A 25280-nucleotide genomic window follows, 5' to 3' on the forward strand; every position below is an offset into this window, starting at 1 on the left:
ATGTGACGCGATCAACCGGACGTGCTGACGCTGGCCGTGCACCTCGCGGCCGCTGTTGCGCTGCTGTTGTGGTCCATCAGGCTGATCCGGACCGGGATCGAACGCGCTTTCCTGCCCGAATTGCGCCGCTCGCTGAAGACCTTCGGCCGCAATCCTCTTTCTGCGGCGGCCGCCGGCGGTGGCGCGGCGATGGTCATGCAAAGCTCGACCGCCGTCATCCTGATCGGTGCAGGTTTCGCGGCGGCGGGCCACCTGTCGGCGTCCGGCGCCCTGGCCATAGCCTTTGGCGCCGATGTGGGGTCTGCCCTTCTGGCGCGCGTGCTGTTCCTGCCGGTCGCGGACGTCGTTCCCTTCGTCATGCTGGCCGGTGTCGTCCTGTTCCTGAAGGCGCGAAGCCGTCGGACGAAACAGGTCGGGCGCATCCTGACGGGGCTTTCGCTCACCTTGTTGAGCCTCGGCATGATCCGCGCGGCGGCCGAGCCCATCGGCGCCAGCGACATCGTGCAGTCCATCGTCGGCTACCTTGCGACGGACCGTACGAGCGCCTTCGTGATCGGGGCTCTGCTGGCCTGGGCGATGCATTCCAGCTTGGCAGCCGTCCTGACCTTTGCCTCATTCGCGTCCGTGGGCCTTCTTGGCGCGCCCGTGGCACTTGCCCTGGTCCTGGGCGCAAACGTGGGCGGGGCGGCGGTGCCCGCCGTTCTTCTCTGGCGCGCGCCGGCGGCGGCGCGCAACATGGCGGTCGGCAACCTCATCGCCAAGCTCGCCGTGACGCTTCCGATCCTCGCCGCTCTCCTTCTAGTCGATCCCGCGACCTCGATCCTCGGCCGGACCGCCGCCGATCAGGCCATCGCGGCGCACATCGCCGTCAACCTCGCCGTTCTCGTCATCGCGCTGCCGTTGACCCGGTTCATCGCTTGGTCGGCGGACAGGCTGGCACCGCCGCTTGCGGCGGACCTTCCCATCGCCAGCGCTCTTGATCCCGCTGTTCTCGAACGGCCGCGGCTCGCCCTTTCCTGCGGGCAGCGCGAGCTTCTGAGGATGGGCGAGACGGTTCAACTGATGCTGACCCAGGTCATCCCGCTGTTCCGCGAGTGGAACGCAGACGCCGCGGCCCTGATCGAGCGGCACGAGACCGAGGTCGACCGGATGCACTATGACACCAAACTCTATGTCGCGCGTCTCCAGCAGAACGAGCTGACCGAGGACCAATCGCTCGACGCCGTCCAGATCGTGTCGACCGCCAACAACCTCGAGGACGCCGCCGACCGCATCGCCGTCGATCTCGTGGGCCTCGCCCGCAAGCTTCGCGACGGCGGGCTGTCGTTCTCCGAGCAGGGGATGTCGGACGTCGAAAGCTTCCACGACCGGATCGTCACCAATGCGCAACTCGCTCTCAGCGTTCTGACGACGGGCGACGCCGAGGCCGCGCGCCAACTCGTCTCCGAGAAAGACGACATCCGCGCCGAGGAACGCCGCCTCCAGGAACGTCACCTCGCCCGACTTGGCGGAGGCGGACGGCTCAGCGTCGAGACGACGAACATCCACCAGGAGACGCTGCGGGTGCTCAAGCAGGTCAATTCGGCCATCACCTATGTCGCCTATCCCATCGCCGAGCAGGCCGGCGACCTCCTCGACTCGCGCCTTGCGCGGCCAGCCACGGCGGACGGCACGGCATGACCGACGCGACCGACACCGCCAGCCAGATCGCGGCGCTGCCCATCATGTGGGACAGGTCGGGGCGGGTCCGCGTTCTCATGGTCACCTCGCGCGACAGTGGGCGCTGGGTCATGCCGAAGGGATGGCCGATGGACGGCAAGAAGCCCTGGCGCGCGGCCGAAATCGAGGCGCTGGAAGAGGCGGGCGCGATCGGCTCGATCGGCAGCGAACCCATCGGAACCTACGACTATCACAAGCGCCTGCCCGGCGGGCAGGCGGTGCCCTGCCGCGTGACGGTCTACCCGATGATCGTCGAGAAGCTGAAACGCGACTGGAAGGAGCGGCGCCAACGCAGACGCCGCTGGTTCTCGCCCAAGAAAGCGGCGAAGCTGGTGGACGAGAAGGATCTCGGAGAGCTGCTGGATCGCCTCCGCGACAAGCCGAAGAAGGATCCCGCGATCAGGAAATTGCTCAAGGCGTCCTGACGCGACCATACGACCGAGCCGGGGAAACCGGCCGAACCATCAAGGGAGGAAAGACAATGAAGAAAGTGACAACAGCTCTGGCGGGATCGCTTGTCGCGCTCGCGGCTTCTGCCGGGGCGTCGCAGGCCCTGACGCTGTACTGCTCGGCGCAGGAAGAGTGGTGCCAGATCATGGCCCGCAGCTTCGAGGAAGCGACCGGCATCGACGTCGACATGACGCGCAAGTCGTCGGGAGAGACCTTCGCCCAGGTCAAGGCCGAAGAGGCCAATCCCAAGGGAGACGTCTGGTGGGGCGGCACGGGCGACCCGCACCTTCAGGCCGCCGAGGAGGGGCTGACCGAAGAATACGTCTCGCCGATGCGCGAGCAGCTCCACGACTGGTCCATCGCCCAGGCCGAAAGCGCCGGCAACCAGACCATCGGCATCTATTCTGGTGCGCTTGGCTACGGCTACAACAACGACCTTCTGGCGGCGAACAACCTGCCCGAGCCGGCCTGCTGGAAGGACCTGCTGAAACCCGAGTACAAGGGCCACATCCAGATGGCGAACCCCAACTCGTCGGGGACCGCCTATACGACGCTCGCCACGATGGTGCAGATGTTCGGCGAGGAGGAGGGCTTTCAGTACATGAAGGACCTCCACGCCAACATCAACCAGTACACCAAGTCCGGGTCGGCGCCGATCAAGGCGGCGGGACTGGGCGAGACCACCGTCGGCATCGTCTTCATGCACGACGCCGTGGCGCAGGTCGAAGCGGGTTTCCCCATCACCGTGGTCGCGCCCTGCGAGGGCACCGGCTACGAGATCGGATCGATGTCGATCATCAAGGGGGCGCGCAACATGGACGAGGCCAAGCAGTTCTACGACTGGGCGCTCTCGGCCGAGGCGCAGAACCTGGCGCTTGAGGTCGACGCCTTCCAGGTGCCCTCGAACAAGGGCGCGCAGACCTCGGACAAGGCGCCCGATCTGTCGTCGATCAAGCTGATCGACTACGACTTCACGAAGTACGGTTCCTCCGACGAGCGGAAGCGCCTTCTCCAGAAGTGGGACGAAGAGGTCTCGACGCTGCCGCAATAAGAGGTGCGCGTCGTCACAACCCAGAACACCGCCCATCCGGTTCTGATCTTCTGGATCATCGCCGGATGGATCGGCTTCTGCCTCCTCCCCTGGTACGGGGTGGAGGATTTCTGGACGTTCGAGTGGCTCGTCGACGGCTGGCCTTTCGACGACGACCATGCGCCGGCAGCCGTTCTTCTGGGGATGGGGCAGAAGCTGTGGCTCGCCCCGCTCATCCCGCCGCTGATCCTGCCGCTCTTCGCGCTGGGCCGCCCCAAGTCGGACCCGATGCATGGCGCCCTCCTGATCGTCGCGGGCGCCTTCGGCCTGGCCTGGCTCGTCGCGCAGGGCTTCGGAATTGGCCTTCGCGGCTTCACCTTCGACTGGCTCACGGCGATGTTCGGAGAGCTTGACGACCGGCAATTCGGCATGGGCTACGGCGCGATGATCACCGCCTCGGCCTTCCTGTTCCTGTTCACGCAAGGCATCGCGGCGCGAGGCGCGGTGAACGGCGACGTCTTCGTCGTGGGCGCCATCGGCTTCGTCATCGCCATCGTCACGGCTTTCGTGTTCTTCCCCATCGCGAAGATGCTTTTCGCGGCCTTCGTGACCGAGGAAGGGGGCTATTCCTCGCAGGTCTTCCTGTCGAAGTTCCTGAACGACCGGCTGTGGGGGCTGGGCTGCCTGTCCGGCGCGCGCTGCGGCGCCGCCTGGAATTCGCTCTTTCTCGCCATCGCCGTGGGGTTCGCGACCACGATCCTGGGCCTTGCCTTCGCACTCGTCGTGACCCGCTCGGGCTTCCGCTACAAGCGAGCGCTGAGGGCGCTGACGGTGCTTCCGATCATCACGCCGCCCTTCGTCATCGGCCTGGCACTGATCCTGCTTTTCGGCCTGTCCGGGTCGGTGACGGTCTTCTTTGCCGACCTTCTGGGAATACGACCGACGCGTTGGCTCTACGGCTTCACCGGGATCTTCATCGCCCAGGTCCTGGCCTTCACGCCCATTGCCTTCCTCGTCCTGATCGGCGTGGTCGAGGGCGTGTCGCCCTCGATGGAGGAGGCGGCCCAGACGCTGCGGGCGAACCGCTGGCAGACCTTCCGCACCGTGTCGCTGCCGCTCATGCGCCCTGGCCTCGCCAACGCGTTCCTCCTCGGCTTCATCGAAAGCATGGCCGACTTCGGCAACCCGCTCGTCCTCGGCGGCAACTTCGACGTGCTGTCCACCGAGATCTTCTTCGCCATCGTGGGTGCGCAATACGACCAGGGACGCGCGGCGGTGCTGGCGATGGTGCTTCTGTTCTTCACGCTCTCGGCCTTCTACGCGCAGCGCATGTGGCTGGGGAAGAAAAGCTACACCACCGTCACCGGCAAGGGCGACGCGGGGGTCCATCCCCTGATGCCGAAGGGTCTCGCCATTCCCGTCCTGGTCACGGCGCTGACCTGGGCCCTGTTCACGATCGTGGTCTACGTGATGATCGTCTATGGCAGCGTGGTCGAACTCTGGGGCGTCAACAACTCGCTGACGCTCAAGCACTACGTCACGGCCTTCAGGGTCCAGATGGGCGAGGACGGCATCCGCTGGACGGGCGCCGCCTGGGACAGCTTCTGGACGACGATCATCATCGCCGCCGTCGCGGCCCCCCTGACCGCGGCGGTTGGTCTCGTCACCGCCTATCTGCTGACGCGGCAGAGCTTCGCGGGCAAGAACGCCTTCGAGTTCGGCACGATGCTGTCCTTCGCCATCCCCGGCACGGTCATCGGCGTGAGCTACATCCTCGCCTTCAACGTGCCCCCCATCGAGATTACGGGCACGGGCATCATCCTCGTCGTCAGCTTCATCTTCCGGAACATGCCCGTGGGCGTCCGCGCCGGCATCGCCTCGATGAGCCAGCTCGACCGAAGCCTCGACGAATCCTCGCTGACGCTCGGCGCCAATTCCTGGCAGACCTTCCGCCGCGTGATCCTGCCTCTTCTCAGACCCGCAATCCTCGCAGCCCTCGTCTACAGCTTCGTGCGCGCGATGACGGCGATCTCGGCAGTGATCTTCCTCGTCTCGGCCGAGTACGACATGGCGACGAGCTACATCATCGGCCGCGTCGAGAACAACGACTACGGCCTCGCCATCGCCTATTCGACGGCGCTGATCTTCGTGATGCTGGCGGCGGTGGGGCTGCTTCAGCTTCTCGTCGGACGTGTCCAGATCGGACGGCGCACGCAGCACGGAACGGAGACGACGACATGACCGATCTCACGCTCGGCGCGAAGGCCGCCCCGGTCCGCTTCGAAGGCGTCTCGAAGGTCTTCGGCAAGACCGTCGTGGCGGTCGACAACATCGACCTGAACGTCGAGGCAGGAAAGCTCGTCACCCTCCTCGGCCCCTCGGGCTGCGGCAAGACGACGACGCTTCGCATGATCGCAGGGCTCGAGATGGCGACGACGGGCCGCATCCTCATCGGTGACCGGGACGTGACGCGTCTGCCCGCGACCGACCGCGACGTGTCGATGGTGTTCCAGTCCTACGCGCTTTTCCCGCACATGACCGTCCTTCAGAACGTCATGTACGGTCTGACCTTCTCGGGCTTCGGCAAGGCCGAGGCGCGCGACAGGGCGCATCACGGGCTCGACCTCGTCGGCTTGAAGGGCTTCGACGCGCGCCTGCCCTCCGAGCTGTCGGGCGGGCAGCAGCAGCGCGTCGCCGTGGCCCGCGCGCTGGTGCTGGAACCCCAGGTTCTCCTCTTCGACGAGCCGCTGTCGAACCTTGACGCCAAGCTGCGTCGGCAGGTCCGCGAGGATATCCGCGCCATCCAGAAGAACCTCGGCCTGACCGTCGTCTACGTCACCCACGACCAGGAGGAGGCGCTGGCGGTGTCCGACGAGATCGTCGTGATGCGCAACGCCTCCATCGCGCAGAAGGGCAGCCCGCGCGAGCTTTACGACGCCCCGACCGACCACTTCGTCGCCGACTTCATCGGCGAGGCGAACCTCGTTCCCTGCACCATCGTCTCGGTCGAGGGCGACATGGCGACGATCGAGATAGAAGGCTTTCGCGACCGCTTCCCGTCACGCGGCCTTCCCCCCGGTCCCGCAACTCTGGCCGTTCGACCGTCGCGCATCATCATGGGACAAGGGGAGGGCGTCCCCGCGACCGTGGCCAAGGCGACCTACGTCGGCGTCCGGATGGAGTACACGCTCGAAGGTGCCTTCGGGCAGGTCTTCGCGGTGCAGGACGAGGTGGACGATCCGTTGCCGGTCGGCCGCGAGGTGCGCATGTCCTTCACCCGCAGGGGACCCGTGTTGCTGCCTGCCGAAGCGTGAGGGCGCGGCTGATCTTCGTCACCCATCCGCAGGTGACGGTCGATCCGCTCACGGCGATCACCGGGTGGGCCCTCAGCGAGACAGGCAGGCGCCGCGCGGACATCTTCGCGCGCAGCAGCACGCTGGACGATATGACGGCCCTTTGGTCCAGCGGTGAGACCAAAGCGCTGGAAACCGCAGCCATCATCGGCGAACACCGCCGGTGTCCCGTGCAGGTGATCGCGGACCTCGGCGAGAACGACCGCAGCTCGACCGGATACCTTCCGCCTGCCGACTTCGAGGCGGCGGCGGATCGCTTCTTCGCGGCGCCTTCCGAGAGCTTTCGGGGCTGGGAAACCGCCCGAGCCGCGCAGGCGCGCGTCATCGCCGCCCTCAGCCGCATCGTACAGGACCACGAGGGGGGCGATCTCGTGATCGTTTCGCACGGCGCGGTCGGAACGCTCTTGCGCTGCCTTCTCGCCGGCCTTCCCATCGACCGTCGCCACGACCAGCCGGGGCAGGGGCACTACTGGACCGCGACGCTTCCCGACCTTGCCGACCCGACCGGGTGGCAGCCCATCGCCTGAGATCAGTCGGCCCAGGCCTCGATAGCCATGTCGCGGAGTGCGTCGAAGGCGAGAGGGCCCGACGCGATGACGCGGCCCCCGTCCTCGATCATCGCCTGTGCGTCCTGGTCCTCGACGCGGCCACGCGCCTCTCGGATCAAAAGCTGGCCAGCGAGGCAATCCCAGGCATTCATGTGCTGCTCGACATATCCCAGCAGGCGACCCGACGCGACGTAGGCAAGCGACAGCGCGCCCGAGGCGTTGCGATGGAACATGGCGCCCGTGCCGATCAGAGTCTCGATCAGCGGCACCGTCTTCGCCGCGTCGACACGGTTGGAATAGCCCACGCCGACCGTCCCGCTGTCGAGCGCCGTATCCGTTGCGACGGACATCGGGCGTCCGTTGAGGAAGGCCCCGCCGCCCGCGCGCGCGGCGAAGGTCTCGCCATGCACGGGGTCGTGGATGACCCCCGCAACGATCTCGGGCCCCTGAACGCAGGCAAGGACGACGCACCAGGCGGGGATCTCCTGCACGAAGTTCGTCGTGCCGTCGATTGGGTCGATGACCCAGGTGAACCCGGATCGCCCTTCGGACGCCGCATATTCCTCGCCCACCACTGCGTCGTCCGGCCAGGCGTCCGCCAGACGTTCTCGGATCAGCGCCTCGACGCCACGGTCAGCCTCGCTGACCCAGTCCTGCCTGCCCTTCGCCTCGACCACGAGCGATGGCCGGTCGCGGAACTTGTCGAGCGCAAGTCGTCCGGCCTCCGCACAGATTTCAATTGCGGACGTCAGGCGGTCTTCGATCTGCATGGGTGTCTCGTCTCTGTTTGAGTGTATCGGTCGGTGGGCTCCGCCGGATGATCTGCGAGGAAGCCGGCAGAGCCAAGGGGCGCTGTGGTCAGGCCGTCGTTTCCGCCGACACGGCGAGGAAGAAGCGCACCATTTCCGCCGAGGCGTCAGGTCCCTCGGGGTGGGTGTAGCTTCCCGCAGGCGAACCGCCCGACCAGGCGTGGCCTATGCCCGAAAGCCGCCAGTCCTCGGCCAGCGTGCGCCCCGCCGTGTCGCGGTGCAGGGCAACGGTTGCACCCGGCACCTGCGACGCGATCTCCACCGTCGTTTCCTCGCCGAGCGACGCGGCGATGACCGCGTCCGCATTGCCGGGTGCGACCGTCGCATCCGCCGTTCCGTGGAAGACGATGCTGCGCACGGGCGGTGTCGCGCGCCGCGTCCCGCCGCGTCCGCCTCGCATCGCCGCAAGCGCGCTTGGCAGGTCGCTGGCGGACCCGGGCGCCAGCCCCGAATGCACGCCGACCGCAGCGAAGACCTCGGGGTGCGTCCCGCCAAGGATCGCCGCCATAGCCGCCCCCGCCGAGAGACCCGCGACATAGGTCCGGCCCTGCGGAACGCCATGCTGCGCGGCGAGGCTGCCGGCAAGGTCCGCCAGCAGCGCCGGTTCGCCCTGGTCCCGCGCCTGGTCCTCGGGACGGAACCAGTTCCAGCAACCCATCTGGTTGGCCTGCCGGGTCTGCTCGGGATAGACCACGACCAGGTTCTCGCGCTCGGCATGAAGGTTCATGCGCGTGCCCGTGGCGAAGTCGTCGGCATCCTGCGTGCAGCCGTGCAGCATCAGGACAAGGCCCTGCGGCGGTTCCGCCCGAGGCGTTGGCACGAAGACACGGTAGTCGCGCGCTCCGAAGCGGCTCTCGTGCCGTCCCGTCTCGTAGACCGCGCCATCCGGAACGTCCGGGCGAACCGACCCGCCCCGATGCTTGGGCCGCGCCTTGACCAGAGAGGATATGACTTCACCGAGGGGCCGGCGCGGCCGTTTGGGTCCGTCGCCCGAAAGCGCCGTCTGAAGGATACGTGTCGCCTCGGAGGGGTTTCCGGCGCGCGTCTGCTCGAGCGCCCGGCCCATGGCCGTCGCGAATTGGTCGTTCATCGTTCTAATCCTTGAAAGGAGGCCGTGGCCTCAGGTCATTCGGTCCTTGAGGGCCGCCTTGAGTTCCCTCGACGCCTGAAGGGCGCCGAGAACGTGAATGGATCCGATCGTCGCCAGCGCGAGGTCGGTCGAGACGTCCGACGCGATCCGCGCCAAACCCACGACCCGGATATCCAGGAGTTCGCCCTTGGACCGCGCCGCCTCCAGTTGCGCCCTGGTCAGGTCGACCAGGCCAAGCTCCAACGTGTGCCGCTTCATCGAAGACGTCACCTGATCCTGCTCGGTCGTGATCTGGTTGCGGATGGCTGTCCGGATAAAATCCGTGCGGTTCGAATAGAACCCCTCGCTCACCAGAAGATCGATGCGTCCAAGGTCGACATGTCCGAGGTTGATCGTGATCTTCTCAGTCTCGGGAGGCCGCAGCGGGTGTATCTTCGGCATTCTATTCTCCATCCACTTGGATGGTATATGGAGTGCGGCGCGCATTGTGCAAGTGCAGCATGAAGAAACATCGCCGAATGAAAGCAAGTTCTATATCCGCGCGAGGTCTCGAAGAGGCATCGGCAGCCCGTGGTCGCCGTGGCCGAGGCCGGCCTCCCGATAAAGCGTCTCGATCTCGTCGACCATCGTGCCAATCGAGAAACGACTGCCCGCAGAACGGGAGCGCTGGCCGGATGCACACATGCGATCCTTGCTCGACATCAGGTGGAGGAGGGAGGTGGCAATGGCCTTCGCGTCCGTACAATCCTCGACGAGATCGGCGTCCCGCCCGAAGACCGTCTCGGTTCCGGCGTTTCGGACAGCGACGATTGGCATTCCGACGGCGCAGGCCTCCAGAAGGACATAGGGCAGGGACTCATACCGGCTGGTGTGGACCTGCAAATCCATGTCGCGCATGTGCTCCACGAAGTTCACCTGGCCGAGGAGACTGACACTGTCCTCGAGGCCGTGAGCGGCGATGTAGCTCTTCAGGTCGGCCTCAAGAGGACCCGCTCCGATGACTACCGCCTGGATGTCGTCGCGCTGGAGGCGGGCCAATGCGAAGGCTTCGATGAAGGCCATCGGGTTCTTCTGATGCACAAGACGTCCCACGAAGCCGACTCTCAGACGGCCATCGCCCCGCGGTCGCGGCTGTCCTGCGGTTCCTGCAATGGCGTCAAGGTCAATCCCGTTCGGAACATAGCGCAACCGATCCTTGGCAAGGCCGATGTCGCGGGCATAGTCCAGTTCCTCGGGTGAGACGGCGATGATCCGGTCGTGCGGACGCCCCAACCAGTGGTCCACGCACCGCATGACCCGGCCCTTTGTTCGGGAAAGCGACCGATCCATGCCGCGGAAGGCGTGGGGGGTGAACAGCGTGGCGCGATAACGGCGACGCAGGGTCTGCGCGATGAGGCCGGCCTTGCTCGAATGGGCATGGAGGATCCGGTCCCTCGTGTTCGGCCCGAGCAGCGAGCGCAGCCGCATGGCAACCCGGAGGTCGGACGGGTGCGGCTCGCGTCGCATGTCGATACGGATGAATCGTCCCGGTGGCACCCGCGCCAGCCAGTCGAGGAATTGCGGCTCGCTTCGTGCGAGCGAGGCGATGAGACGCACGTCGTGGCCCCGGGCGAGGAGAGCGTCGAACAGGTCCATGACATGGCGCACCGACCCACCGCCGGTGCTTTCAATCATCAGGTCTATGCCAAGGGAAGGGCGCGTGACCGTCATGCGAAAACCCTTCCGAAGAGATCGGCATAAAGCGACGCCGTCGTGTCCCAGTCGAAGCGGCGAGACGATGCGATGCGGGCGGCGATGGCGTCCGGAGCGTCCGAGCCGCCGAGGAGGTCCACCATCGCGTCTGCGATATGGGCAACGCTGTTCGGGTCGACGAGAAGCGTGTCGGCGGGGCTGACCTCGGGCAGGGCGGAGACGGCAGACGTCAGGACGCGCGCGCCGCAGGCGGCGGCCTCGACCACGGGAAGGCCGAAGCCCTCGTAGAGCGACGGAAAGACGAGGCCTCGGGAGCCGGTGTAAAGGCAGGCGAGGTCGTCGTCGCTGACAGGTCCGACGTGCAGGATCGATGCCGGAGGCTCCCCGATCTCGGCCGCCTTGAAGACGCGAGCGTTCGATGTGCGTCCGAAAGTCACCAGCCGGGCCTCCGGGTGACGGTCCGAGACGATGCGCCAGGCCTCCACGATGCGGGCGAGGTTCTTCCGGGGATCGTTGCCGAGGAAGGCGACAAGGTATGGGGCGTCCGGAATTCCCAACCGTTCGAGTGTTTCGCGCGTGCTTTCCGGTTGGGTGCGCCGGAAGGCGACGGAGGTGCCGGAGTAGATCCGGGTCACCAGATCGGGTCGCGCGCCGTAGTGCTCGATCAGCCGCTCGCGGGTGAAGTCCGACACGGTGACGATGTGGCGCGCATTTCGGACCAAGCGCGAGACGACCTGATCGTAGACGACGGCGAACGAGCGCGAGAACCATGCGGGCTCGTCGACGAAGGCGATGTCGTGAACGGTCACGACATGGCTCGGGTGATAGATAGGTCCGGTGGTCGAGGGGCTCCACAGGTTCTGCCGCCGCGCCTTGCGCGGCAGCACCGTCTGCTCCCAGAGATGCCCCTTCGGCCCCGAGGATGACGCCTCCCCCGGCTGCACAAGTTCGACCCCCGCGAGACGCCGCGAGATCTCTTCGGCGACCCGCTTCTGTCCGTTCGAGGGCACGCCTAGAACCCTGGCGTTGACCATGAGCGGATGAGAAATCTGGATGGAAACCATGAAATGTCCTGTTCAGGCGCCGCGCGCGAAGGTGCCGGTCGGGGAGGAGCCCCGCCGGGCAAACTGTCTGGCGGCATGAGTGGGAGGCAGCGAGACCGCCACCAGCAACCGGGGATGCGAAAGCGCGGCCAGCGTGTAGAAGAGCGGTCCGAGATCGAAGACGTGGAAGGATGCTGACGCCGCGATGAGGCCGGAGATGACGCCCCACCGCGCCGCGTTGGCCAGAACCCTGGTCTCCGGATCACAGTCCCGGACCGACGTGTCCCGACCGAACAGGCTGGCGATGAAGAGACAGAAGCATACCGTCCCGAAGAGCCCCAGGTTCGACAGAAGCGTCAGGACGAAGCTCGACGTCCGCACGCTGCCGATCCCCGCGCCGAGCATCAGGGTGTCGAAGAACGTCTTGAAGGCGCCTGCGTTCAGGTTCGACCTCTCGGCGCCCGAGGTCGAGCTCATCTTGTTGGTGATCGTCTCGTCGATCAGGACGCGCGCCTGGTCCCCCAGACCCGGCGCCAGCAGAAGCAGGGTCGCGGCGACAAGGAACAGCGCCAGACCGCAGACGAGGATGACCCGCATGGTCCGGAACCGCTCCAGCAGCCAGGCGTCCTTGAGAGCCACGAGAAGGAACAGCGCCGAGGCCACCGTCAGGGCCGCGTAGGCTGTGGAGGACGTCGAAAGGATGAGAAGGACGAGCGTCATGTAGAAGACCGGCTGCGTGATCCTCGTCCGGTAGCGGGCGAGCACCAGCCTCAACGTCATGCCGAGGATGGTCATCCCATAGATCGAATACATCGACGTCTCGGGAAAAAGCCCGCTGATGCGCTTGAAGCCGGCAATCTCGTTGTCGGTCCAGCTCGTGTAGGTGGCGGTCCGCAACCAGTCGAGAAGAACGCCGGTCCCGCTGTAGTAGGTCGCAAGGTCGATCAGCGAAATGGCGACGTGAGCGACACCGAGAAAGACGAGGCCGTCCAGCACCGCACGGTGGCTGCGGCGCGTGGCGATCAGGGCCGTCACGCTGCCGTAGAGGACCAGTTGGCCGATGGAATACACCGTCTGCGTCAGGTTTCCCGACATGGGCTCGAAGGGAAAGAGGAAGGTCGGTTCGCCTTCCGGCGCGGGACGGGACACAGGGTAGACTTCGATCTTGCCGTGGAAGAAGGGGCCGATGAGAAACGCCGCCACGGCGCCGTAGAGGATGGCGAGCAGGAGCCAGAAACCGGGGCTTCCGACGCGGAAGGCCGCAAGGAAGCGCAGGGCTCCGCCCTTTGTCATCAGGTTTCTCAAGGCGATGAACCCGGTAAAGGCCGGAGCGGCCAGGATGGACGCGCCCCCGAGCGACGGCGGGTTCACCACGGCTCCCGATCCGAGGAGGGTGAGCAGCAGCGCGGTCTTCACGACGACCTCTTCGCGCCGGAACAGCACGGCAAGACCGAGAGCGGCGACGAGGAGGCCTAGAAACGTGGGTTGCACTTCCGCGCCTCCGTCAGGAAGAAGCCCCGGGGCTGGATGACGTCGAACGCCCGGACGAGAAGAAGCGGAAAGCCGAGACCGATCGCGAGCCCCAGTCCGGCGGCCACCACCAGCTCGGACACGCCCGCGCCGCGCCAGGTGGCCAGGGTGATGGCGGTGTTCTGGGCAAGGACGTGGAAGGCCAGGATCGCCATCGAATGACGGCCGATGACGTCGAGCGCTGCCGCCGGCCACGCCCCGTGTCTGGCGATCCACCGGCCGGCCAGGCTGACCGCGATGCTTCCCGCGATTCCGGCGGCGACGGCCAGTGGGAAAGCCTCGACGACGCGCAGGTTCAGGTCGGTCCGGGCGCCCAGGGCGAAGCACAGGACGACAACCGCCAGTGCCGGAAGGACGCCCCAGTCGGGCAAACGCTGCAGCAGGCCCTTCGACATCGCGAAAAACCCGAAGAGGGTGAAGAAGCACGCCATCGGGACGAGATCCAGGTTGCCCGGCCAGCCAAGGGGCGAGGCCTCTCCCGGTCGTCGAAGAACTTCGAGGGGTGGCGCAGGAAGCTGCAGAGCAAGCCACGCGATCGGCAGCAGCGCTAACAGGGCCAGCGGCAGGGGGACGGACCATCGCTTCACGACATCGAGCAGGAGAACTGATGCCAGAAGCGTCAGCAGAAGTGCCGGCAGAAACCAGAGTTGCGAGGATGGCAGGGTAGCCCCCGTTCCCCACAACAACCCGAGCAATGCGAGCGAGGCGTCCGTTTCCCGCAGGTAGGATTTCGCAAGGGCCAGCGCGATGCCGACGAGGAGGAACGGCACGAGTATGCGCCGCGCGGCGCGCCAGGCATCGAAGCGATCGGGCCGGAGCAGGCATCCGCTGATGACGAAGAACGCGGGCACATGGAAGGTGAAGACAAGGCTCACCACACCCGGCGCGAGGATCGCGAAGGCCGCATTGTGCCCGAGAACGACGAGGATCATGGCGAGACCGCGTGCGCAGTCGATGCCGCGGTCGCGTCCGGCGAAAGCTGAAGCAGCGTCAGGCATCGCGCCGCTTTCTCACAAAGGGGAAGGCCGCATCGTGGGTGGCGGTGAGTATCTCTCGATCCGCCCGACGAAGCCAAAGCCAGCCGTAGTTCGCAGCAAGAAGCGAACCGAGGACGCTAAGCGCAGCGCCGGTTTCGCCGAGAAGCGGAATCAGCAGCACGCAGAGCGCGATGTTCAGGGCGGCCGCGAGGATGGTGCGCGATGCCACGGCTCTCTCGCGCCCTTCGAAGACGAAGTACTTCGCGGTGACGGTTCCAAGTGCGGCCGGTATCGTCGACATCATCAGGATCGACAGCGGCATGTAGGAAGCCGCGTAGGCCTCGCCGAACGTCAGCTCGATGAAGGGTCGTCCGACGGCCGCGAAGAACACGAACACGGCAAGCGAAAGGCCGAGGACGATGCGCGTGACGATCACGAGGCGGCGGAGGTAGAGGTCGCGGTTGCCCTGTCGCGCGTTGACCAGGGCGAGCGTGACGGCCAGGAGGCAGACGTAGGGAATGTAGATCCACGCCTCGTAGATGCGCGAGGCCGCGGCGAAGACGCCCGCAGCCTTCGCATCCATCAGCCCGGCGACCAGGATCTGCGTGATCCGTATGTTGATCGACACCGCGATGGCGCTCACCAGCATCGGCCAGGACGATGAAAGCAGCTCCCGCGCCCGCGCTGTCGAGAAGCTGGCGACATAGCCCGTGACGCCGAAGATCCTGGCAGCCAGGACGTAAGACAGGATGAGGATGACCTGCTCGACCGCGAGGATGACGAAGAAGGCAAGGAGCGGGGCGCCCGAGACGACCGCAAGGACTTTCAGCGCCGCCCCGACCAGCATGACGGCGACGCGCGAGGCCGCCGGGATGCCCGCGCGGACGTCGGCCTGAAAGGCCATGTCGATCACGGTGAACGGCTGAACCGCGACGAGCGACAAGGCGAGCGCGGTGTAGATCACGACATCCTGCGACACGCCCGACATCACCATCGCGGCGATCAGGCCGAACGAGAAGACGACCGAGCTGGCCGCCATCAGCCAGAACGCGACGCTCAGGTCGAGCCGTCGGTCTTCGGCGCGGACAAGAAGTTCGCGCACGAGGATACCGTCGAGCCCCAGCTTCGCGACCGCCGCCAAAATGGTGACGACGGAAATCAGCACGTTGAACAGCCCGAAGTCCCCGGGCCCCAGATAGCGCGCGACAAACATGCCGACGACGAGGTTTATGCCGGCGAATGCGGCGCGCTCGAGGATCAACGCTCCCGCGTTGGTCAGGTACTTCCTTACTCCCGCTCGCGTGTGGCGGGGGCCGGAGCCGGAAGAGACGGTGCTTTCGAACGTCATGTCGAGCGGCGCCCCGGCGCAATGGACGTGACGGCTCGTTTGCTCATGACGGCGCTCACGGAGCGAACCCCAGAAGGTCGAAGTCCTCCTGGTAGAGGCCCTGCACGATCTTTCTCTGGTCCGCGTCGAGGCCGCCGTCCCGACCCTGCGGCCTGCTGGCGTTCGCCGTGCCGAGGGGCCGATGGATACCGATCTCCCGGCAGAACTCGGCGAACGAGGTATCCAGGGTCTCAAGCTGGAAGATTCGGTCCACGATGAGGCTGCCATCGGTGTCCGTCACGAAGTGAGCCTGCGGCCGAAAGTGGATCCAGGGCATGACGCGGGCCCGGAAGAGCGGGTTGTTCAGCCGCTCCACGAACTCGGGGAAGCTTTGGATGCCGGACAGATGCCGCCGGGCCCAGGCCCGGTCGTGGGCGTAGGGTGTCGTGGACGTCAGGTAGTGAAACGCGGATCGCAGACGGTCGACGGGATGGCGCACGACGGCGAAGCTCGTGTAGCGCGCAAAGCGGTCGGGATCGGCGTGACGCAGCCCTTCCGCCGAGATATGGCCAAACCTGGGATCGTCCTCGAGACCCAGGGCAGCCTTGACCGACTGCCCGGCCGCCTTCGGTATGTGGACGAAGATCGCCTCGTGCCGGTCGTTCCACGCCTGGTAGGGCGAACGCTGCGCTGTCTCGCGCCGCCAGCCGGCCTCGAAAGCGTCCCGTGACCGGTTTGCCAGATACTGGACGCTGTCCACGACATCTCTCGCGTATCCCATCGCTAGTCTCCCGCAGAGGCAGCGAAGACATCGGGACGCATGGAGCCCGTCGCCGTCTCAAGCGGGGCGGCGTAGCCCCTGAGTATCCCGGCCGCCCAGATCAGGCGCCGCTGACCCTCCCTCACATGTCCGCGTCCTCCGGCCAGAAGTGCCGCCGTCACGCTTCTGACGGCGCGGTAGGCAGCGAAGGCCGGAGTGTATCTGTGCAGCCTCAGGACGCGCCCGTAGCCCGTCGAATAGAGGCGGGCGCGCCGCAGGGCGCCGGCGTCGGGCGTTCGGTCCACCTGATCGTGATGCACAAAGAGGTCCGCATCGAAACGACCGCGCGACCCCTCACGGATCAGCCGGAGGAGCAGGTCGGTCTCTTCGCCCGAGCCGAAGGGCGAGCCCGAGCCAGCGCCAAGGGTCTCGTCGAACCCGTGCACGGCAAGGGCCGGCGCGAGGCGCAGGAAAATGCCGTTCGAATTTCCGGCCTTCCAGACGTTGCGATGCGTCAGGGGCTCGGAACGCGCCAGGAAGGTTCCGTTCGAATGCGCCCCTTCCGCGTCACGCGTGGCGCAGGTGAGAATGTCCAGATCCTCCTCCGCACCGAACGAAGAGGCGACGTGACCGAGGAGGTGTTGCGGATACCAGCAATCGTCATCGGGAAAGGCGACGAGCCGCCCACGCGCTGCCTTCAGGCCGACGTTGCGCGCCCTAGACAGCCCCCGCGCGGATCGGAGTTTGGTCAGCGCGACCCAGTCGGGAAGCGCGGCCTCGAAGTCGTCGAGGGCGCGCTCGGCTCCCTGGTTCACGACGATCACCTCGAAATCGCGGAACTCCTGCGCTCCCAGCGACCGCGCGAGCCGTGCGAGATGCGGCGTCTCGCCGATGGTCGCGACCACGAGCGAAATCACTGGCTGACGTCCGTCGCTCATGGCCTGCCCATCCTGCGGGGACCAATCGAGCGCGCGGAATGGAAATTCTCCGCCGGGACCTGGTAGGCCACGGACTGCCGGTACTGGACGGCATTCGAGCTGAGCGGGCGCTGCCAGGTGTCGGGACGTGGGTCCGAGGGATAGCGCGTCTGCATGGACGTTTCGGACGTCATGTTGTCGATCACGCCCGCAAGCGGAATCTTCATTTCCAGCAACCGGGACAGCGCACGCCGCACGGAGTCGAGCCTCGTCCCGCCGTTGCGCGTCACGAAGAGGGACGCATCGACCAGGGTGCCAATGACGAGGGCATCCGACGCGAAGGACACCGGCGGGGTGTCGATGAGGACTAGGTCGTAGCTCGCGCGCAACCGCCTTATCAACGCCTCGAACGACGGCATCGACAAGGCGTCGACCGAAGCGGGCGTCATCGAGTTGGCGAAGGTCAGGACATCGAACTTCAGGTCCGGGTCCAGCACGATCGACTCTTCCACCGACACGTCGCCGTTGAGAAGCGCCGTCAGGTTCTGCTCCTCGTTCTTGGTCGTCAGCGACGTCAGGTTCGACCGCCTCAGATCTCCGTCCAGCACGAGGACTCGCTTGCCGACACTGGCGTAGAGCGTTGCAAGGGCGATGGTCATCGTCGTCTTGCCGTCGCCTGCGTCGGCACTGGTGACCATCACGACCTTCGGCTCGCTCGTCGCCGAGAACAGAAGCGAAGTCCGGACCTGCCGCATGGCCTCGACGAAGGCGACGCCCTCGGGACGATGCATCCACTCCGACACGCCACCCCCGCCCAGTTTGCCGCGCGGCACTTCCGCGAGGAGCGGAAGCCTGAATTCCCTTTCGACCGTTTCGCGCAGAAGCCGGCCCGGGTTCGTCAGATGCCGGAACCCGATCCAGCCAAGGCCGATCAAGAGGCCAAGAAGACCGCCGATCACCACGATCAGCTTCGTCCTCGGCGAACTCGGGTCGCCCGGCACGTCGGCGGTGGCCAGAAGGCTGGCTTCGACGACGGGCATCGGCTGCCGCGCGTCGCTTTGGTTTCTCAAGGTAAGGAGGTTGCTGTAGACGTCCTGAAGCGACGACACCTCGCGTTCCTGTTGCCTGAGAACCAGGGAGCCTTCCGAAAGTGTCTGAAGCTGTTCCTCGATGTTCCGGACCTCCGCCGAGGCAAGCTCGACCTGGCGGACCGCGATATTCCTGAGGCTCGAGAGTTGCGTCTCGATCGCAGCCGACAACTCCTGCCGGACGATGGTCTCGTATTCCTCGATGCGATCGATCCGGTCGGTGCCGCTTCCCGCGTTGGCGATCATGTCGACCTTGTTCGCGCCAAGTTCCGCGAGCCTCTGCTTCAGGCTCGAGATCGTGTCGCTTTCAGCGGGCACTGCGGTCGCCGCATCCGAACCCGCCGCCTTGAGCCGCTCGAATTCCTCGAACCGAACCTCATGCGCCGCCAACTCCGTCCGAAGCCGCGTCAATTCGTCGTTTGTACTGGCCAGCCTCGTTTCCAGGGCGCCCTGCGTCACGCCGCTTTCGGCGAGGTTGCTCGATCTCGTCGAGGCGACGCGCTCTTCCGCCTCCTCCAGTTGCGCGCGGATGGTTTCGATCCGGGTCTCAAGCCAATCCGTCATTCGCAGCAGCGATGTCTGCCGCCGTCCGTGCTGCCACGCGATGTATTGTTCGGCCACCTCGTTGCCGATCGCTGCGGCCAGTTCGGGATCCTCCGACGTCGTCACGATCGTGATGACATAGGACGTTCCGTCGCGCAGAACCTGAACGTGTTTGCCGAGACGCTCCACGACCTGCTGGGGAGAGACCGGCGCCAGCGCCTCGCCGTCCGAGAACCAGGGCAAGGCCGGCGCATCGGCCGCGCCGAATTCGGGCACCGAGGCGAGGTTCAGTTCCTCTGCCACCTTGGCGAGCAGGACAGGCGAGCGAAGCACCTGCATCTCGGTCAGGAACGTCGCGTTGCTGATCTCGGTTTCCTCGTTCTGGCCGGCCCCCGCGTCCTGCGCCATGTTGCGGGTCTCGAGAGCGATGCGGACCCTGCCGTCGTAGGTGGGCGTCATCACAAGAGCGAAGGCGAGGGCGAGGATCGCCCCTGCAGCGGCGATGGCGGCGATGAGCATCTTGCCCCGCCAGAGCGCGTCCAGGGCCTGCCGCGCGCCGAGCGATTCGAGATCCTGTGTGCCGGTCATGGCGGGTTCGGTCCGCGCGGAGGGGACCGAGTAGTACGGTTCAGAGCGTCCCATGGACAGCCTCACCTTGTTGATTGGCCTGCACCGCGCCCTCAAGCGCGGCTTCGGGTTGTGCGGTCGAGATGAGAATATTCCATCGCGTGAAATCGAAATGCTGGTCGGCGCGTGGAGCGGTGACGAAATCGACGTGATCGCCCTCGGCGATGTCGAGGCCCACGTCGAACTCAGCGGTTCCGTCCAAAAGCGCGTGCCGCACGAAGACCGGCTCGCCGTTCTTCAGGATCGACACGTCGACACCGTCTCCGTCCGCCCCCCGCATGGCCGAGCCAGAAAGGGTGGCGGCGCACGAGCATGGTGCGGTCCACCGGCGCACCGCCTCGACCGGAACCCCGCCGACGACGCCCGGGTGCGCTCCATGTGCGGTCAGCGAAGCCGCTCCCCCCGCCGCCAGGCCCCATGACGTGCCCCGATCGTTTCCGTATCCAGGCTCCATCTCCTCGGTCCGGTCGACGGTGCGGGAGTGATAGCTCCACCCGTTGCGTCCGGGCGAAAGATCGAAGTCGTCGAAGGCTTCGGCCAGCACCCGTCTGTCGCCCGGGGCGCTGGCCAGGACGGCGTCGCCGACGAGGATCAGCGGAGCCACGTCGACGTCATACTGCTGTTGCGTCGGGACCTTTCGGCCAAAGGCATCGCGGGCAACGTGCGCTCCGGCGACGGCAAGCGGGGCAGACCCCCACCTTGACCAGCAGACCCGCAGCGTCGAACCATCCGCCGTGCGGAACCGGAGCGAGTACAGCCGCCGCGACAGAGTCTCACGTTCGATGAAGGTGGATGTGCTCAGGATGTCCGCCCAAGCGGTCCACGCCTGACCGACACGGGTGAGGCGATTTCGGGCATCCATCAGTCCCGAGGCGAAGTGATCGTCCGATTTCGAGAGATAGTAACTCGCGACCTCGAGCGGAGCGGCCGCCACTGCCGCCAGTGTCTTTACCATGTCGTCGGCGGAGGTGAGATTGCCGAACTCTGTGGCCCAGATCGCCTGCTCGTGGCCGTTCTGGTCGAGGCGGTCGCGAAGCCAGGTGACTTCCTTCAGCAAAGCTTCGGGCGAGCCGTAGGGGTGCACCACGACCTTGTCGATCGACGAGCCGATTCCCTGGGCGAAGCACCTGTCGATGAAGCGAAGCGGCACACCGACGGCGGCGCATCCCAGCACGGGGATCCCGTCGAACGAGCTATCCGCCCGGACGCGCTGAAAAACGCGGCCGGTCAGCTCCGCGAGCAGGAAAGCCATCTCTCGCTGCCCGTACCCGCCGTTCCAGTTGCCGTTCGCTTCGTTCCAGACTTCGATGCCCGCGATGAGGCCGGGGTACTTTCCCGCCGCTCCTGCATAGCGGTCCAGGGCCGCGTAGACATAGTCGGCAAAGGCCGTCCGCGCCTCGTCGGTGTCGGGAAAGGAGTGCCCCGGCGAGTTGTAGAGCGGATTTCCGAAGCCGAAGCCAAGGATCACGCGCGCGCCGGTCGCGGCCAGGTCGGACATGACCCGGTCGCCGTAGGTCCAGTCGTAGACGCCTCGCTCGGGTTCGAGAAGGTTCCAGAACAGCTCGTCGCGGATCCGGGTCAGATGGATCCCCCGAGCTCCGAGCGTCCCGACGACATCCTTGGACCAGTCGATGTGCCCGAAGTGGGTCTGGGCGCCGAACCGGCCTTGCGCCGGCGCCAGGGCTGTCGCCTGCTGACCGACGGCCTGACTGGCGATGCCTGCCGCAGTCGCACCCAGGATGAACTCGCGCCGGTCGACGCCTCGGGTCACGGTGAGCGGCATTACTTGCCCGTCCTGCCGGCGACCGAAATGACCGTCATTGCAAGGACCTTGAGGTCCAGCATCAGCGACTTGTTCTGCAGATACAGGGCGTCGAGCCTGACACGCTCGTCATAGCTGATGTCGTTGCGTCCCGAGACCTGCCAAAGGCCCGTGATCCCCGGAACGCAGGCATGATAGGCCCAGACCTGCGCGCCGTACTTCTTCAACTCGTCCGGAACGACCGGACGCGGTCCGACGAAACTCATCTCGCCCGTCAGGACGTTCCAGATCTGGGGCAGCTCGTCGAGGCTTGTCTCTCTGAGGAACTGACCGAAGGAGGTCGTTCTCGGATCCCGGTCGAGCTTGAAGTCGCGTTGCCACTTCGCCGCGATTTGGGGGTCGCTTGCCAGCAGGTCGCTCAGCTTCCGGTCCGCATCCACCACCATGGTGCGGATCTTCCAGCAGCGGAACAACTTGCCGTCTCGACCCACGCGCCTATGGCCGAAGAAAGCCGGGCCGCCATCGCGCTTTACCGCGATGGCCAATGCGAGAATCACAGGCGCAATTATCGGCAGGAGCATCAACGCGAAAACGAGGTCGAATGCGCGTTTCAGCGCGCCTTGATGGAACCGGACCGAGTGGGCGTCGGTACGAATGCCCGCCTGACCGTCCGCAGGCGTCATCTTGATGGCTTCATTCATGCGTAGGCTCTTCATGCGAAGCGGCCTCCGGTCATATTCTCTATTGGAAGCAGCTACATGAGGGTATGGGGCGGCATCTGACAGCGGACTCGTCCCGGCTGTCGGAGTGCGGTTATCGACACGCTCCCGATCCTCATGGCCGCTTCGCGCACCATGCATCCCACACCCGACTCAAGGCTTATGGCGGAGTTGGGCGAGGCGACAGCCAAAGTTTCTGCAGTTGCGAAAAGCCGCCTAGAGCGGCCCTGATATTGCCGTATTCAGCGCAAATGAAGATCATTCACGCAGGTCGCGATCCGCCGAATGCCTTGACTTGCAGAAGTCATCGCGGATTTCCGCTGAAGCTTTGAGCGTATTCGTAATTCGAAAATGACCGCTCGAATTGTGGCGGACCCGAATCGTCGGGCGCCGCAACCGCCGTCACCAGTATGGAATCGCCATTGGTGGCGTATCGCGCTATGAAAGGTGTACTGGGGCTGACGGGGGCGGCTGTTTCGACATGGTGCGTTTCGCGCTGATCGCGTTGATCTTTGCCTGTGCCGCCGCCGTCGTGGCGCTGATCCTCGGCGCATCCCTCCTGATGGCCTTCCTGATCTACGTCGTCAGCGGATGCCTGGCCCTGATCGGCTCGGCCACCATCTTCTGGTTCGCTCAGCGCTTGTCCGGCGCTTCGGAAGCCGACGAGGACCCCAGCGATCAGACCGAGGGTCGCCCATCCTGATGGAAAGCGACAGCCGTCAGGACTGACAAGCCGGCCGACCTCGTCCTGCCGGAGGTTGCGCGGATCGACAGGTGTGCGCGCATTCCGCAGGAGGCGCCCACCCGCAGCCATCACGACGTCAAGGGCCAGTTCGCGACTGGCTGCCAAGGGAGAATTCAGAGGATTTGGTGGAGCCTAGGGGGGTCGAACCCCTGACCTCTTGCATGCCATGCAAGCGCTCTCCCAACTGAGCTAAGGCCCCATCCGGGTTGGCGCGGATCGCTCCGCGCCAGCGTGAGTTAATGGCTCCGCCCTTTCGGCGCAAGCCAAAAAACGGTCAGTCTTCGTCGTCTGCGCTGACGTCCGCGATGTCGTCAAGCGAGACATCGTCCTCGTCGTCGTCGTCCTCGAGAACGTCGTCGCCGAGATCGGCGCTGTCATCCTCGTCGTCCAGGACGATATCGTCTTCCTCGAACGGTTCCTCCGGCTTCGCCGAGCGGTCGGGCTTGTCGGCCACGAGGCTGCGCCGGCCCTTGCCGGTCTCGAGAGACACGACCTCGCCCGTATAGGGGCTGACGATCGGGCTTTTGTTCAGGTCGTAGAAACGCTTGCCCGTGGTCGGACAAACACGCTTCGTGCCCCAGTCTTCTTTGGGCATTGTCGCTCACTTTCCTGTCTGTCTCTAGGATCGACGCGCCACCTGCCACACTGGCGGGGCACTGTCAAAGGCTTTCCGGGACCTCTGGCGAAACGACCGCGGGGCGGCTAGCGTGCCGCGCATGGGCGAGGGTCTCATCAGACTGGCAGACGGGCAGGGGACGGCGGTCGAACTGCGCCGGTCGCGGCGTGCGCGGCGTCTGTCGCTCCGGGTGTCCTCGCTCGATGGAAAGGTGACGCTGACGCTGCCGCCCGGCGTGTCCGACCGCGAGGCGCGCCGCTTCGTCGAGGAGAAATCCGACTGGATCGCGGGCGCCCTGTCGCGGCGACCGGACGAGGTGCGGGTGACCGAAGGCGCCGAGGTGCCGGTGGAGGGCATCGCCCGCCGCGTTGTCCCGGGCACGGGCCGGTCGGCGCGTCTCCTGCCGTCGTCCATAACCGCGCCTGCGGGCCGTGAGGGTCCGGCCATCGCGGCGCTTCTGAAGTCGCTTGCCCGCGACCGGCTGGCGCAGGCCTCGGATCGCCACGCCAGGGCGCTCGGCCGCAGCTATTCCCGCCTGACCCTGCGCGACACCCGGTCGAGATGGGGCTCCTGTTCGACCGACGGCAACCTGATGTACTCGTGGCGCCTGATCCTCGCCCCGCCCGAGGTGCTGGACTACGTCGCGGCGCACGAGGTCGCCCATCTGGCGCGCATGGACCACTCACCCGCCTTCTGGGCAGAGGTCTGCGCGCTCTGCCCGACCTACGCCGCGCCGCGCGCATGGCTTCGGCGCGAGGGCGCGGCGCTCCATCGCTTCCGCTTCTCGGCCGATTGACGGGCCGGGGGCGCTGTGATCACACTCGCGCCCATGACCCGAACCATCGAGCCACGGCCCTCGGCCCACGACCAGGTCTACCGCAGCCTGCGCGGCCAGATCATGCACGGTGAGATCGAACCGGGCGCCGCGCTGACGCTTCGGGGCATCGGCAAGGACTTTGGCGTCTCGATGACCCCCGCGCGCGAGGCCGTCCGCCGCCTCGTGGCCGAGGGCGCGCTGACCTTCTCGGCCTCGGGACGCGTCTCGACGCCCGAACTGACCAACGAGCGCATCGAGGAACTGGCCGCCCTTCGCGCGCTGATCGAGACCGAACTCGCCAGCCGCGCCCTGCCGCGCGCGCACCTGGCCCTCATCGACCGGCTGACGGCGATCAACTCCACCGTGGCCGAGGCCGTCGCGAAGGGCGACGCGGTGGCCTACATCCGCCGCAACCTCGAATTCCACCGCACGCTCTACCTTCGCGCCCAGGCGCCGGCGATGCTCCAGATGGCGGAAACCGTGTGGCTCCAGCTCGGCCCGACGATGCGCAAGCTCTACGGTCGGATGCGGCAGGGCACCCCGCCCGAAGCGCACCGCCAGATCCTCGCCGCCCTCCGCGCGGGAGACGAGCCGGGACTTCGCCTCGCCGTCCGGGTCGACGTGACAAAGGGGCTGAGGATGCTCGCCGTATGACGCGGACGCCCGCGTCGCGCCGCGACGACTATCCGGTGTTCCGCCGCCTCCAAACCCGCTGGATGGACAACGACCAATACGGCCACATGAACAACGCCGTCCACTACGCGCTCTTCGACACGGCGGTGAACGGCTGGCTGATCGAGGAAGGCCTCCTCGCGGAGACCGGCGCCGAGGCCTATTTCCTCGTCGCCGAAACCGGCTGCCACTACCATTCCGAACTGGCGTTCCCGGGCTGGGTCGATGCCGGGCTCCGCATCGCGCATCTGGGCACGACCTCCGCCGTCTACCACATCGGCCTTTTCGCCGAAGGCTCCGGCACGGCCGCCGCGGACGGACGCTTCGTTCACGTCCACGTCGTCCGTGGCACCCACCGTCCCATGCCGATCCCCGAGGCCGCGCGGCAGGTGCTCGCACGCCTCTTCCCTGCCGCCTGATCCATCGCGTACCGTCAACGCTGGCAT

The 25280-nt window shown here is 66.2% G+C and carries 24 protein-coding genes and 1 tRNA gene; 10 read left to right on the forward strand and 15 right to left on the reverse strand.

Going from position 1 to position 25280, the window contains the following annotated elements:
* The first annotated feature begins 21 nt into the window (after positions 1 to 21).
* From C8D95_RS03225 to C8D95_RS03250, 6 genes are read left to right on the forward strand one after another with little or no spacing between them, the layout of a single operon-like run.
* On the forward strand, positions 22 to 1680 hold the full coding sequence (locus C8D95_RS03225) for a Na/Pi cotransporter family protein (RefSeq protein ID WP_109757674.1): 1659 nt from the start codon (positions 22 to 24) through the stop codon (positions 1678 to 1680).
* Entirely contained in the window at positions 1677 to 2144 is a 468-nt protein-coding gene (locus tag C8D95_RS03230) for an NUDIX hydrolase (protein ID WP_109757675.1), read from the forward strand. The genes C8D95_RS03225 and C8D95_RS03230 overlap by 4 nt, the downstream gene beginning before the upstream one ends.
* A gap of 56 nt (positions 2145 to 2200) precedes the next feature.
* Positions 2201 to 3220 (forward strand): ABC transporter substrate-binding protein, encoded by a 1020-nt coding sequence (locus C8D95_RS03235; RefSeq protein ID WP_109757676.1) that lies wholly within the window; start codon positions 2201 to 2203, stop codon positions 3218 to 3220.
* A 3-nt stretch (positions 3221 to 3223) separates the two neighbouring features.
* The gene (locus C8D95_RS03240; protein ID WP_109757677.1) at positions 3224 to 5440 is read left to right on the forward strand and encodes an ABC transporter permease; all 2217 of its coding nucleotides are present in this window, start codon (positions 3224 to 3226) and stop codon (positions 5438 to 5440) included.
* Positions 5437 to 6513 carry an ABC transporter ATP-binding protein gene (locus C8D95_RS03245; RefSeq protein ID WP_109757678.1) on the forward strand — a complete coding sequence of 359 codons (1077 nt, stop codon included), beginning with the start codon at positions 5437 to 5439 and terminating at the stop codon, positions 6511 to 6513. The genes C8D95_RS03240 and C8D95_RS03245 overlap by 4 nt, the downstream gene beginning before the upstream one ends.
* Entirely contained in the window at positions 6510 to 7079 is a 570-nt protein-coding gene (locus tag C8D95_RS03250) for a histidine phosphatase family protein (protein WP_109757679.1), read from the forward strand. Before C8D95_RS03245 ends, C8D95_RS03250 begins: the two co-directional genes overlap by 4 nt.
* Positions 7080 to 7081: 2 nt before the next feature.
* Here C8D95_RS03250 and C8D95_RS03255 read toward each other — a convergent pair whose 3' ends face one another.
* From C8D95_RS03255 to C8D95_RS03315, 13 genes are all read right to left on the reverse strand, one after another.
* Positions 7082 to 7870, reverse strand: a complete 789-nt coding sequence (locus C8D95_RS03255) for an inositol monophosphatase family protein (protein ID WP_109757680.1) — start codon at positions 7868 to 7870, stop codon at positions 7082 to 7084.
* Between the two features lie 88 nt (positions 7871 to 7958).
* Complete coding sequence (locus C8D95_RS03260) at positions 7959 to 8999, reverse strand: extracellular catalytic domain type 1 short-chain-length polyhydroxyalkanoate depolymerase (protein ID WP_109757681.1); 1041 nt, start codon at positions 8997 to 8999, stop codon at positions 7959 to 7961.
* A gap of 30 nt (positions 9000 to 9029) precedes the next feature.
* Positions 9030 to 9440 carry a CopG family transcriptional regulator gene (locus C8D95_RS03265; RefSeq protein ID WP_109757682.1) on the reverse strand — a complete coding sequence of 137 codons (411 nt, stop codon included), beginning with the start codon at positions 9438 to 9440 and terminating at the stop codon, positions 9030 to 9032.
* A gap of 90 nt (positions 9441 to 9530) precedes the next feature.
* Positions 9531 to 10709 (reverse strand): glycosyltransferase family 4 protein, encoded by a 1179-nt coding sequence (locus tag C8D95_RS03270; protein WP_109757683.1) that lies wholly within the window; start codon positions 10707 to 10709, stop codon positions 9531 to 9533.
* Entirely contained in the window at positions 10706 to 11755 is a 1050-nt protein-coding gene (locus C8D95_RS03275; RefSeq protein ID WP_109757684.1) for a glycosyltransferase family 4 protein, read from the reverse strand. The genes C8D95_RS03270 and C8D95_RS03275 overlap by 4 nt, the downstream gene beginning before the upstream one ends.
* A 12-nt stretch (positions 11756 to 11767) precedes the next feature.
* Positions 11768 to 13225, reverse strand: coding sequence for an O-antigen ligase family protein (locus tag C8D95_RS03280; protein WP_109757685.1), 1458 nt, complete (start codon positions 13223 to 13225; stop codon positions 11768 to 11770).
* Positions 13207 to 14262: an acyltransferase family protein gene (locus C8D95_RS03285; RefSeq protein ID WP_109757686.1), complete on the reverse strand. Its 1056-nt coding sequence runs from the start codon at positions 14260 to 14262 to the stop codon at positions 13207 to 13209. Before C8D95_RS03285 ends, C8D95_RS03280 begins: the two co-directional genes overlap by 19 nt.
* Complete coding sequence (locus C8D95_RS03290) at positions 14255 to 15589, reverse strand: flippase (RefSeq protein ID WP_109757687.1); 1335 nt, start codon at positions 15587 to 15589, stop codon at positions 14255 to 14257. The genes C8D95_RS03285 and C8D95_RS03290 overlap by 8 nt, the downstream gene beginning before the upstream one ends.
* Before the next feature lie 55 nt (positions 15590 to 15644).
* Complete coding sequence (locus C8D95_RS03295) at positions 15645 to 16349, reverse strand: sulfotransferase family 2 domain-containing protein (protein ID WP_109757688.1); 705 nt, start codon at positions 16347 to 16349, stop codon at positions 15645 to 15647.
* Between the two features lie 2 nt (positions 16350 to 16351).
* Complete coding sequence (locus C8D95_RS03300; protein WP_109757689.1) at positions 16352 to 17266, reverse strand: glycosyltransferase family 2 protein; 915 nt, start codon at positions 17264 to 17266, stop codon at positions 16352 to 16354.
* A complete protein-coding gene (locus tag C8D95_RS03305; RefSeq protein ID WP_109757690.1) occupies positions 17263 to 19518 on the reverse strand; it encodes a GumC family protein in 2256 nt (751 codons plus the stop codon). The genes C8D95_RS03300 and C8D95_RS03305 overlap by 4 nt, the downstream gene beginning before the upstream one ends.
* Positions 19505 to 21286, reverse strand: a complete 1782-nt coding sequence (locus C8D95_RS03310) for a beta-galactosidase (RefSeq protein ID WP_109757691.1) — start codon at positions 21284 to 21286, stop codon at positions 19505 to 19507. The genes C8D95_RS03305 and C8D95_RS03310 overlap by 14 nt, the downstream gene beginning before the upstream one ends.
* The gene (locus C8D95_RS03315; RefSeq protein ID WP_241239800.1) at positions 21286 to 21966 is read right to left on the reverse strand and encodes a sugar transferase; all 681 of its coding nucleotides are present in this window, start codon (positions 21964 to 21966) and stop codon (positions 21286 to 21288) included. Before C8D95_RS03315 ends, C8D95_RS03310 begins: the two co-directional genes overlap by 1 nt.
* A gap of 499 nt (positions 21967 to 22465) precedes the next feature.
* On the opposite strand from C8D95_RS03315, the gene C8D95_RS03320 reads away from it, so the two are divergent.
* On the forward strand, positions 22466 to 22687 hold the full coding sequence (locus C8D95_RS03320) for a hypothetical protein (RefSeq protein WP_109757692.1): 222 nt from the start codon (positions 22466 to 22468) through the stop codon (positions 22685 to 22687).
* A 165-nt stretch (positions 22688 to 22852) separates the two neighbouring features.
* On the opposite strand, the gene C8D95_RS03325 is transcribed toward C8D95_RS03320, so the two are convergent.
* Together C8D95_RS03325 and C8D95_RS03330 are read right to left on the reverse strand one after the other, a co-directional pair.
* Positions 22853 to 22928 (reverse strand) — tRNA-Ala (locus C8D95_RS03325).
* A 75-nt stretch (positions 22929 to 23003) separates the two neighbouring features.
* Positions 23004 to 23324: a TIGR02300 family protein gene (locus C8D95_RS03330; RefSeq protein ID WP_109757693.1), complete on the reverse strand. Its 321-nt coding sequence runs from the start codon at positions 23322 to 23324 to the stop codon at positions 23004 to 23006.
* Between the two features lie 121 nt (positions 23325 to 23445).
* Here C8D95_RS03330 and C8D95_RS03335 point away from each other — a divergent pair, with 121 nt between their 5' ends.
* Genes C8D95_RS03335 through C8D95_RS03345 form a run of 3 tightly spaced genes read left to right on the forward strand, consistent with a single transcriptional unit; the run spans position 23446 to position 25253 of the window.
* Complete coding sequence (locus C8D95_RS03335; RefSeq protein WP_109757694.1) at positions 23446 to 24141, forward strand: M48 family metallopeptidase; 696 nt, start codon at positions 23446 to 23448, stop codon at positions 24139 to 24141.
* Between the two features lie 33 nt (positions 24142 to 24174).
* The gene (locus C8D95_RS03340; RefSeq protein ID WP_109757967.1) at positions 24175 to 24816 is read left to right on the forward strand and encodes a GntR family transcriptional regulator; all 642 of its coding nucleotides are present in this window, start codon (positions 24175 to 24177) and stop codon (positions 24814 to 24816) included.
* On the forward strand, positions 24813 to 25253 hold the full coding sequence (locus C8D95_RS03345) for an acyl-CoA thioesterase (RefSeq protein WP_109757695.1): 441 nt from the start codon (positions 24813 to 24815) through the stop codon (positions 25251 to 25253). The genes C8D95_RS03340 and C8D95_RS03345 overlap by 4 nt, the downstream gene beginning before the upstream one ends.
* Positions 25254 to 25280 lie beyond the last annotated feature (27 nt).

Origin of the sequence: Silicimonas algicola, assembly GCF_003148765.1 — a bacterium.
GTDB lineage: Bacteria > Pseudomonadota > Alphaproteobacteria > Rhodobacterales > Rhodobacteraceae > Silicimonas > Silicimonas algicola.

Excerpts from the sequence above, each read along its gene's own strand:
- C8D95_RS03230 (WP_109757675.1), top strand. The coding sequence starts at position 1,677 with ATGACCGACGCGACCGACACCGCCAGCCAGATCGCGGCGCTGCCCATC.
- C8D95_RS03235 (WP_109757676.1), top strand. The coding sequence starts at position 2,201 with ATGAAGAAAGTGACAACAGCTCTGGCGGGATCGCTTGTCGCGCTCGCG.
- C8D95_RS03245 (WP_109757678.1), top strand. The coding sequence starts at position 5,437 with ATGACCGATCTCACGCTCGGCGCGAAGGCCGCCCCGGTCCGCTTCGAA.
- C8D95_RS03255 (WP_109757680.1), bottom strand. The coding sequence starts at position 7,870 with ATGCAGATCGAAGACCGCCTGACGTCCGCAATTGAAATCTGTGCGGAG.
- C8D95_RS03260 (WP_109757681.1), bottom strand. The coding sequence starts at position 8,999 with ATGAACGACCAATTCGCGACGGCCATGGGCCGGGCGCTCGAGCAGACG.
- C8D95_RS03265 (WP_109757682.1), bottom strand. The coding sequence starts at position 9,440 with ATGCCGAAGATACACCCGCTGCGGCCTCCCGAGACTGAGAAGATCACG.
- C8D95_RS03270 (WP_109757683.1), bottom strand. The coding sequence starts at position 10,709 with ATGACGGTCACGCGCCCTTCCCTTGGCATAGACCTGATGATTGAAAGC.
- C8D95_RS03275 (WP_109757684.1), bottom strand. The coding sequence starts at position 11,755 with ATGGTTTCCATCCAGATTTCTCATCCGCTCATGGTCAACGCCAGGGTT.
- C8D95_RS03285 (WP_109757686.1), bottom strand. The coding sequence starts at position 14,262 with ATGCCTGACGCTGCTTCAGCTTTCGCCGGACGCGACCGCGGCATCGAC.
- C8D95_RS03290 (WP_109757687.1), bottom strand. The coding sequence starts at position 15,589 with ATGACGTTCGAAAGCACCGTCTCTTCCGGCTCCGGCCCCCGCCACACG.
- C8D95_RS03295 (WP_109757688.1), bottom strand. The coding sequence starts at position 16,349 with ATGGGATACGCGAGAGATGTCGTGGACAGCGTCCAGTATCTGGCAAAC.
- C8D95_RS03300 (WP_109757689.1), bottom strand. The coding sequence starts at position 17,266 with ATGAGCGACGGACGTCAGCCAGTGATTTCGCTCGTGGTCGCGACCATC.
- C8D95_RS03305 (WP_109757690.1), bottom strand. The coding sequence starts at position 19,518 with ATGGGACGCTCTGAACCGTACTACTCGGTCCCCTCCGCGCGGACCGAA.
- C8D95_RS03310 (WP_109757691.1), bottom strand. The coding sequence starts at position 21,286 with ATGCCGCTCACCGTGACCCGAGGCGTCGACCGGCGCGAGTTCATCCTG.
- C8D95_RS03315 (WP_241239800.1), bottom strand. The coding sequence starts at position 21,966 with ATGAATGAAGCCATCAAGATGACGCCTGCGGACGGTCAGGCGGGCATT.
- C8D95_RS03320 (WP_109757692.1), top strand. The coding sequence starts at position 22,466 with ATGGTGCGTTTCGCGCTGATCGCGTTGATCTTTGCCTGTGCCGCCGCC.
- C8D95_RS03330 (WP_109757693.1), bottom strand. The coding sequence starts at position 23,324 with ATGCCCAAAGAAGACTGGGGCACGAAGCGTGTTTGTCCGACCACGGGC.
- C8D95_RS03335 (WP_109757694.1), top strand. The coding sequence starts at position 23,446 with ATGGGCGAGGGTCTCATCAGACTGGCAGACGGGCAGGGGACGGCGGTC.
- C8D95_RS03340 (WP_109757967.1), top strand. The coding sequence starts at position 24,175 with ATGACCCGAACCATCGAGCCACGGCCCTCGGCCCACGACCAGGTCTAC.
- C8D95_RS03345 (WP_109757695.1), top strand. The coding sequence starts at position 24,813 with ATGACGCGGACGCCCGCGTCGCGCCGCGACGACTATCCGGTGTTCCGC.